General features: G+C 43.9%; 2 tRNA genes. Both read left to right on the plus strand.

Features of this window, described 5'->3' with window-relative positions:
* A tRNA-Gln gene (locus tag Q1B07_RS26820) sits at positions 1 to 75 on the plus strand.
* A gap of 208 nt (positions 76 to 283) precedes the next feature.
* Positions 284 to 356: transfer RNA gene (locus Q1B07_RS26825), tRNA-Lys, on the plus strand.
* The last annotated feature ends 2 nt before the right edge of the window (positions 357 to 358 follow it).

The raw sequence follows: 358 nt of genomic DNA on the forward strand, positions 1-358 counted from the left end.
TGGGCTATAGCCAAGCGGTAAGGCAACGGACTTTGACTCCGTCATGCGTTGGTTCGAATCCAGCTAGCCCAGCCATTTTTTAATACTCATTATAAAATGAGCCATTAGCTCAGAGATTTGGGCGTCAATACTAAGAGTGTTTTGAAACTAAGAGCCATTAGCTCAGTTGGTAGAGCACGTATGAATAAGCTGCGAAGCATTAACATCAGCGCACAAATTGAGCCGCTTCTTGAATAAGCTTTCTGAGATTTGGGCGTCAATACTAAGAGTGTTTTGAAACTAAGAGCCATTAGCTCAGTTGGTAGAGCATCTGACTTTTAATCAGAGGGTCGAAGGTTCGAGTCCTTCATGGCTCACC

The organism is uncultured Metabacillus sp. (assembly GCF_947503125.1).
Lineage (GTDB): Bacteria > Bacillota > Bacilli > Bacillales > Bacillaceae > Metabacillus.